At 70.3% G+C, this 8,413-nt stretch carries 5 protein-coding genes and 1 pseudogene; 4 read left to right on the top strand and 2 right to left on the bottom strand.

Going from position 1 to position 8,413, the window contains the following annotated elements; genetic code table 11:
* Positions 1 to 245: 245 nt before the first annotated feature.
* A pseudogene (locus VM306_RS38930) lies at positions 246 to 516 on the bottom strand (cbb3-type cytochrome c oxidase subunit I); the annotation flags it as partial.
* A gap of 363 nt (positions 517 to 879) precedes the next feature.
* Here VM306_RS38930 and VM306_RS38925 point away from each other — a divergent pair.
* Complete coding sequence (locus tag VM306_RS38925) at positions 880 to 2,829, top strand: 4-alpha-glucanotransferase (protein ID WP_325524129.1); 1,950 nt, start codon at positions 880 to 882, stop codon at positions 2,827 to 2,829.
* A 15-nt stretch (positions 2,830 to 2,844) separates the two neighbouring features.
* Here the strand turns inward: VM306_RS38925 and VM306_RS38920 are convergent, their stop codons facing one another.
* Entirely contained in the window at positions 2,845 to 4,050 is a 1,206-nt protein-coding gene (locus tag VM306_RS38920; RefSeq protein ID WP_414672504.1) for a glycosyltransferase, read from the bottom strand.
* A 653-nt stretch (positions 4,051 to 4,703) separates the two neighbouring features.
* On the opposite strand from VM306_RS38920, the gene VM306_RS38915 reads away from it, so the two are divergent.
* The 3 genes from VM306_RS38915 to VM306_RS38905 form a co-directional block, all read left to right on the top strand.
* Positions 4,704 to 5,426: a GAF and ANTAR domain-containing protein gene (locus tag VM306_RS38915; RefSeq protein ID WP_325524127.1), complete on the top strand. Its 723-nt coding sequence runs from the start codon at positions 4,704 to 4,706 to the stop codon at positions 5,424 to 5,426.
* Positions 5,427 to 5,431: 5 nt separating this feature from the next.
* Complete coding sequence (locus VM306_RS38910; RefSeq protein ID WP_325524124.1) at positions 5,432 to 6,901, top strand: PP2C family protein-serine/threonine phosphatase; 1,470 nt, start codon at positions 5,432 to 5,434, stop codon at positions 6,899 to 6,901.
* Between the two features lie 313 nt (positions 6,902 to 7,214).
* Positions 7,215 to 8,413, top strand: a 1,199-nt coding sequence (locus tag VM306_RS38905; protein WP_325524122.1) for a PP2C family protein-serine/threonine phosphatase, incomplete at its 3' end; no start/stop codon positions are given.

The raw sequence follows: 8,413 nt of genomic DNA, 5'->3' as shown, positions 1-8,413 counted from the left end.
CTTACCCACCCTCGGTGGTTACGCACCGCGCCCCGGGAAAGCCGGCTCAGCTCGTTCTGGTCGAAGCGCCCACGCTCCGCACGACTCCCCGGAGCTTGATCGGTGAGCACTTGATCGACTTCGTGCGTGCCGACCGGGACGCCTGTTCGCACCGCGCCGCCGGTGCTGCGCTGGTCCCGACGCGGGCAACTCGTGTGCAGGCATGCGCCGGCCATGAGGACCAGCACCCCGCGTTCGATCCGGCGGAGCCGGTGGTGGACCAGGAAGGTGCCGTGGAACCCGGGGAACGTGGTCCAGAAGTGCGGTTCGCCCAGCGGTTGGCTCATATCCTGCCGGTGATCTTCGGGAACCAGAAGCAGGTGGCGAAGACGATGGTGCCGAGTGCACGTAGCGGAAGTGGGCGACGACGAAGTGGGTGTCGGTGACGTGGAAGTCGAGCGGCGGTGAGGCGAGCAGGATCCCAGGCAGGCCGCCGAGCAGGACCGTGACGATGAAGCCGAAGGCGTTCAGGCGCGGAACGCGCCGTCCGGCGAGCCGATCCGCAGCGGTACGACGAAGAACCCGAACGACGTGATCATGTACATGATCCGATCAGCTCGCGATCCGTGGTGTTCGGCAACTCCAGGAAAGCCGAGCCCTTGCGACCTCGAGCGCTCCTGGCCGGGTGCGGTACCACCGGTGCAGGCTTCAGCGTGGTCATGACTCCCCTTCGCCGGCGCACGGCGGCGCGGGTTACCCCGCAGAACCGGTGCGACACCTGTCGAACCGCCTCCGCCCTGGCGGATCTGCCTGCCGGGGGAGCATGTGCCTGCCTGCGGTTTCGGCGGGTCTCGCAGGGGAAGTTCGTTGCGGGGGCGCTGGGAGGCTGATGTGCGCGTGGTGAACGACGAACTGCACGAGCTCGCCGATGCCTACGGGGTGGCGACCTGGTACCGCGGCGCCGACCAGGAGCACGTGGTGGTCGACCCGTCGGTGGTGCGCGCGGTGCTGGCGCAGTTCGACGTGGACGCGTCGAGCGCGCCCGCGGTCCGTGACGAGCTCGCGAAGGTCCGGGATCGCCGCGCCGCCGGAGTTCTGCCGGACACCGTCGTGCTGACCGGACGGCAGGTTCTCGCACTGCCGGGTCGTGGTGTCGTGCACCTCGAGGCCGGCAGTCAGCTGCCGGTGGCCGATCGGGTGCACGCGGACCAGCTGCCGCTCGGCGTGCACCGGCTGGAGGTGGGGCAGCGGCGGGTCGCGTTGCTCGTGGCGCCGCCGCGCCTGACGGTGCCCCCGCAGGCATGGGGATGGATGGTGCAGCTCTACGCGCTGCGCTCAGGAGAGTCCTGGGGCATGGGCGACTTCGGGGACCTCAGGTCGTTCGTCCGCTGGTGCGGTGGTCTCGGCGCGGGCGTGGTCCTGCTGAACCCGCTGCACGCCGTCACTCCCGTCTCGCCGATCGAGCGGTCGCCGTACTCGCCGTCGAGCAGGCAGCACCTCAATCCCCTCTACCTGCGGGTGGAGGACACCGCCGCCTACCGTTACGCGCCGCCGCAGATCCGTGAGACCGTCGACGAGCTCAGGCCGTTCGCGGGGGATCTCGTCGACCACGACGCCACCTGGCAGGCCAAGCTGTCGGCGCTGGAGCTGCTGTGGTCCTGCGCGCCGCCGGAGGACCGGCTGCCGGAGCCGGCGACGGCGCGGTTCGCGACGTTCTGCTCGCTGGCCGAGCGGCACGGCGCCGACTGGCGTCGATGGCCCGCCGCGTTGCGGCGTCCGGACTCGTCCGCGGTGGCGGAAGCGGCCGCGCAGCTGGCGCCGCGCATCGCGTTCCACTCGTGGTTGCAGGGGCTGTGCGCCGAGCAGGTCGCGTCGGCCAGGGACTCCGCCGATCTGAACGTCGGCCTGATCGGTGACCTCGCGGTGGGCGTCGCACCGTCGGGCGCGGACGCGTGGGCGTTGCAGGACGTGCTGGCGTTGAAGACGACCATCGGGGCTCCTCCGGGCACCTTCGACCACCGGGGCCAGGACTGGGGGGTGCCGCCCTGGCGCCCTGATCGGCTCGCCGCCTGCGGTTACCAGCCTTTCCGCGATGCGGTGCGCGGTGTGCTGCGCCACGCCGACGGCATCAGGGTGGACCACGTGGCCGGCCTGTGGCGGCTGTGGTGGATCCCGCCGGGTGAGCCGCCCGGCCGGGGCACCTACGTGCGGTACGACGCCGAGGCCATGCTCGGCTCCCTCGCCCTGGAGGCTCACCGCGCCGCAGCCGTGGTCGTCGGCGAGGACCTGGGGACGGTCGAGCCGGAGGTGACGCGCGCCCTGCACGACCGGGGGATGCTCAGCTCCGCCGTGATGTGGTTCCAGCGCGAGCCCGGTGACCCCGAGCACCGGCCTGTGACGCCTGAGCGGTGGCCGGCTCAGGCGATGGCGAGCGTGTCGACGCACGACCTGCCGACCGCGACCGGGTTCCTGCGGGCTGAGCACGTGCGGGTGCGGGCCGAGCACGATGCGCTGGACCTGCCCGTCGGGCAGGAACGTGCGCGGGCGTGGATCGAGCGCGACCAGTTCGTCGATCTCCTGACCGAGCAGGGACTGCTCGGTCAGGACGCGTCCGAGCAGGAGATCGTGGTGGCGATGCACGAGTTGCTGGCCCGCACCTCGTGCCGGTTGCTGCTGGCCGCACCACAGGACCTGCTGACGGAGGCGCGGCAAGCCAACCTGCCGGGCGCCGCGGGCAGCTACCCGAACTGGCGCATCCCGTTGCCCGTGTCGCTGGAGGAGTTCTGCGACAACCCGGTGGTGCAGGTCGCCGTCCAGCCGCTGAGGCGAGCCAGGCCTTCACCGCGGTGAAGGCCTGGCTCGTGCCTACCAGGCCGGATGCGCGGCAACCGTCGTGGCGGCCACCGCTCCGGCCCGTTCGTAGACGCGCAGGACGTCCGCTGCGACGCGGCTCCACGAGTACCGTGCGGTGACCCGGTCGCGACCGGCAACCCCGAACTCGTTGCGCAGCGTGTCGTCCAGCAGGAGCGACCGCAGGGCCCATGACAGGCTCTCCGGCTCACCGGGCGGAACGAGCAGGCCGGTCACACCGTGCACCACCACATCGGCGAGCCCGCCGACCCTGGTGGCGACGACCGGGACGCCGCACGCCATCGCTTCGAGCGCGAAGGCACCGGACGGTTCGTACGACGAGGCGCAGACGGCAGCGTCCGCCGACCTCAACAGAGCCGGCATCGCCGAGTGCGGCACCGCGCCGGCGAACACGACCCTTTCTCCGACGCCGAGGTGCTCCGCGTGGCGCTTCAACCTCGCGACCTCGGGATCGTCGTGCAGTCGTCCGCTCTCCGGAAGCCCGGCGACCACCAGTTCGGCCTCATCCACTTTGGACAACGCCGTGATGACGGCTTCGACGTCCTGGTGCGGCAGCAACGGCCCGGCGGTGACTACGCGGTACAGCCGGTCACGCCTCGTCCGCGACCCTTCGGGGATGAACGCGTCGATGTCGACCCCGCCCGGCACGAGGGTGATCTTCGCCCTGCTCACGCCCGCCTTGATCAGCTCGGCCACCTCGTCCGAGTTGACCGCCGCGACGTGGGCGGCCTCCTTGCCGACCAGCACCTCGACCTTGCCCCGTTGTCCCAGCCCGGTCTCACCCGCCGAATGACGCATCTCGGCCGCTGCCAGGGAGTGAAACGTCTGCACCACCGGAACTCGAATCCGCCGCCCGCCGAGCACGCTCACCATGCCGGACGCCCACAGGTGCCCGTGCACCACGTCGGGCGGGGCGGCGGCCCATTCGTGCAGGAGGAACTGGGCGAAGGCGCCGATGTGCGGCAACGCTTGCTCTTCCGCGAGCGGCCTCGCCGGTCCAGCGGGGACGTGCACCACGTCGTAGCCAGAACCCGTGCGCACTCGCCCGGGCGTGGCGCTGCTGCTTTCGCAGCGGGTGTACACCGTGACATCGTGCCCGCTCCCGCACAAAGCGGACGACAGCCGGGCGACGTGGGCACCATGTGGATCCGACGCTTCGTTCAACGGACTTGCTTGAGCAGACACCATCGCGATTTTCACTTGATCACTCCACCTGGCGACTTCGGCATGCTCATGGCACGAGCTGCCTGTTCAACTCGGAGTCATCGGTCGCCCGCTCAGGGGCTGTTCGAGTCGGGTACCCGCACCAGAGCCGCGGAACCGCCATCGGCGTCGGACGTTCGGCGATGTCACCGATCGGGTGGTGATGAGCCCCGCGCGGGTGAGCACGCCGAACGCGGCGGTCCGGCCGGAGCGGACGCCGAGGGTGCCACAACGTCGTCTTGCGGAACACCGGTGCCGCCGTTGGCGATCGACCTCGTCCACGTGCCGAGGGGACGCATCGGGAGCGAACACCATCGACTGCGGCGTGCGGTGACGCCCAGCAGGTGCGATGTGAGCTGTTCGGGTTGCGGGGGATGGTCGCGCGGGCTGCGCGAGAGGCCGGATGTCGCGCGATCGCGGTCGGGGCTCCGCCGCTGGCGACACGACGGGCGTGATCACGGATGGTCTGCGGTACCGGCGAATCGCCCGCGCGTTCTCAGAGGGCGGCCACGGGACGGATGCCGTGCCGCTGCACTTCGCAGCGGGCCTTCGAAGACGCCGCACGGGCACGACGGATGCCCACCTGCCTGCCCACGACGCCTGACGCCGTCCTGCCCGTTTGCGGCTCTACCCGCGGGGAAGCCAGGTAGATGAGCCATGATCTGCCGCTGGCGGACGAACTGGCGGCCGTGTCCGCGCGGATGTCGGGTTTGCTGCTGTCGCGGGAGACGGTCCACTCGGCGCTGAGCCTGGTGACGTCGCTGGTCTCGGAGGCGGTCCCCGGCACCGCGGGAGCCGGCGTGACGCTGCTGGACGAGCAGGGCCGCAGGACGACCGCGGCGGCCACCGATCCGGTCGTGGAACAGCTGGACGGGCTTCAGTACGAACTGGGGGAGGGCCCGTGCCTGAGCGCGTGGGAACAGCGCCGCGTGTTCCGCATCGACGACATCGCCGGGGAGGCGCGCTGGCAGCGCTGGATCTCCGTCGCCAGGGAATCGGTGATGCGAGCGGCCTTGAGCGCGCCCATGGTCGCCGGCGGCGACGCGGTCGGGGCGATCAAGGTGTACGGCCGGGAGCCAGGCGCGTTCGGGGAACACGAGGAGTACCTGCTCACGATGTTCGCCGCGCAGGCGGCGATCCTGGTGGCCAACGTGAGGTCGTTCGACAACGCGCGGAAGCTCAGCGACGCGCTCGTCGAGCAGCTGCGCGGCCGAGATGTGATCAGCATGGCCAAGGGCATCGTCATGGCGCGTGAGCACGTCGACGAGGAAACCGCATTCGCCATGCTGGCGCGTGCCTCCCACGAGGAGAACAAGAAGATGCGCGACCTGACCGGCGCGCTCGTCCGTTCCACCGTCCGACGTGACCGCTGACGACGATGTCCTCTGATCAGGATTCGACACAGCAGGACGAGCAGCGCCGGGTCTTGTCGCTCGCCTTCGACCGATCCGACCTGACGTTGCAGCAGCTGTGGACGCGGTACTTCGCCTTGGGCGGAGACGCGGGGCCGGTCGAGGTCGAGGCCTTCCTGCACGGACTGATGCCCCTGCCCGCGTTGCAGCGCGATGTGCTGGCACACGCGGTCAACGAGCGTCTCGACGAGCTCACCTGGCCGCATCGGGTCCCCTACACGTTCCGGTCGCGCGGAAACAGCCCCCGCACCGGCCCCCTGGCCGGATTGGTGAAGTTGCTCGACGGCATGCACCAGGCACCGCCGGAACGCCTGCCGGCCGTCGCGGCGTGCGCCGGCCGTGCACTGGGCCTGCGGATCGCGATCTACCTCGTCGACTACGAACAGCGTGCGCTGCACCCGTTGGGCGGTTTCGGAAGCTCTGATCTCACTTCGTTCGGAGTGGATTCGACCCTGCCGGGCCGGGCGTTCCGAACGGTGCGGACGGTCCCCGCCACCACTGGCGGGCACCCTCGGTTGTGGGTACCTCTGCTCGACGGGGTGGAACGCCTCGGCGTTCTCGAGGTGACCCCTCGGGAAGGAGCGGACCTGCACGACCCCGACCTGCACATGCGGTGCCGCTGGCTGTCCGCCCTCATCGGTCGTCTGGTCACGATCAGCACGCACTACGGCGATGGCCTGGACGCCGTCCGCCTCCAACGTCCGAGGACCCCGGCCGCCGACCTGATCTGGCAGCTGCTGCCGCCGCTGACCGCCGCCACCGACAACTTCGCCATCACCGGCTTGCTGGAGCCCTGCTACGAGGTCGGCGGCGATGCCTTCGACTACGCGTTGTCGGCGGACATGGCGTCGCTGGCGATCTTCGACGCCGTCGGGCACACCATGCGCAACGGGTTCGTGGCGGCCGCCGCGCTGGCCGCCAGCCGCAGCGCCCGCCGTGCCGGGCACGGTCTGTTCGAACAGTCCCGAGCCGTGGACGAGACCATCGCGGGCCAGTTCCCCCACGGCGCGTTCGCGACCGGTGTCCTCGCGGAGCTGGACCTGGCCACCGGCCGGCTGCGGTACGTCAACGCAGGGCATCCGCCGCCGCTGCTGATGCGTTCCGGCAAGGTCGTCAAACGGCTCACCGGCGGACACCGGCCGCCCTTCGGCCTGGGAACCGGTGAGCTGACCATCGCCGAGGAGGTGCTGCAGCCCGACGACTGGCTCCTGCTCTACACCGACGGAGTCACCGAAGCACGTGATGACAGCGGAGAGCCCTTCGGTGAGACGCGGCTGGCGGACTTCCTCGAGAGAGAGGCAGCGGCGGCGCACCCACCACCGGAGACAGCGCGCCGGTTGGTCAAGGCCGTGCTGGCACACCAGAACTGCGTGTCGCAGGACGACGCGTCCGTCCTGCTCGCCCGGTGGATCAAGCACGACGAGCTGAGGTTGTGAGCGGTGCGACGGGTATCCGGCCGCGTAGACCTTCTTGCCGTACCCCGATTTCTCCGCCACCGTGAGGCCGTGGCGTCGCCCGTGCGGTGAAGAGGTTCGTGCCTGGGGCAATCGAGATCGACAAGGCCCAGTACGTCGTCGGCGAAGGGCTGTGCCGGAGGCCTGGCGAACGGCGCAGGTCGTGCGCGCCGGGCTCCGTGCTGCTGTCCCGTGCATCGGATCCGGGTCGCCGGTAGGCGCGTTGCGTCCAACCGACGCTGGTGATCTAGTTGGGTGGCCCGACTGCTCGGAGGTTGCCGTGGACGGTGAGGCAGTGCGACCAGGTGATGTGCTGGCGGCGGCCGAGAGCGCACCGCCGGTGGAATCGATCGACGTCGTCGCGCGCGACCTGGCGAAGCGGTTCGAGGCTTTCGACGTGTCGTTCCTGCTGATCGACGTCGGTGACGAGCAGCTGGTGCGCCTGGTCTCGACCACGCAGGACCTCGGCGGGAGTGGTGCGCAGTGCGTCGATCTGGAAGGCAGCGTCTATGACGAGGTGCTGCGCACTCAGCGGCCGTGGCAGGAGCAGGACGGCGACGGCGTGAGAGTGGTGCTGCCGGTGACCAACCGGGGCGACTGCATCGGCTTGCTCGAGGTGTCCGTGCCTTCAGCCGACGAGGAGATGCTGGCACAGCTGGGCGACGCAGCGCACGCGCTGGCCTACGTCATCGTCACCGACCGCCGCTTCACCGACCTCTACCACTCGGGCCGGCGCACCACGATGATGACCCTGGCCGCGGAGATCCAGCACCAGTTGCTTCCCACGGCGTCCTGCTGCGAGGCCGCGCAGTTCACCGTCGCCGGCGCTTTGGTGCCCGCCCACGACATCGGTGGTGACACCTACGACTACGCCCTGGACCGTGACGCCCTGCACCTGTCGATCACCGATGCCGTCGGTCACGACGTGGCCGCGGCGTTGACCGCCACCCTGCTGGTCGGAGCGCTGCGCAGGGCCCGCCGGGCCAGCGACGATCTGGCCGAGCAAGCGGTGCAGGGCAATTACGCACTGCTGGACCACGGTAGGGGATCGCTGGCAACCGGACTGCTCGCGCGCCTGGATCTGCACAACGGGGCGGTGGATCTGGTCAACGTCGGTCACCCCGTACCGCTGCTGCTGCGCGACGGGGTGGTGGAGCCGCTCGAGCTGAAGGTCGACCTGCTCTTCGGCGTCAAGCCGTATCCCTACCGGGTGCAACATCTCGACCTGCGCCCCGGAGACCGGCTGGTGCTGTTCACCGACGGCATGTACGAACGCGACGCCGAAGCCGTGGACCTGCCCGCGCTGCTCCGCGCCACCGAGGGGCTGCACCCCAGGGAGGTGGTCCGGGCGGCGACGAGGGCCGTGAGGCGCGCCTGTGGTGATCACCTTCAGGACGACGCCACCGTGCTCTGCTTCGACTGGCATGGGTTCGGCCGCACCGAACGCCATGCGGACACCGGTGCCGACACCGAGTCCGCCTCGCCCGCCTCGCG

It is taken from the genome of Lentzea sp., assembly GCF_035525475.1.
GTDB lineage: Bacteria > Actinomycetota > Actinomycetes > Mycobacteriales > Pseudonocardiaceae > Lentzea.
This window is presented reverse-complemented; position numbering and strand designations above follow the sequence as displayed.

What these genes read in the sequence shown, in the direction of transcription:
- VM306_RS38915 (WP_325524127.1), top strand. Translation starts at nt 4,704, where the DNA reads ATGAGCCATGATCTGCCGCTGGCGGACGAACTGGCGGCCGTGTCCGCG.
- VM306_RS38910 (WP_325524124.1), top strand. Translation starts at nt 5,432, where the DNA reads ATGTCCTCTGATCAGGATTCGACACAGCAGGACGAGCAGCGCCGGGTC.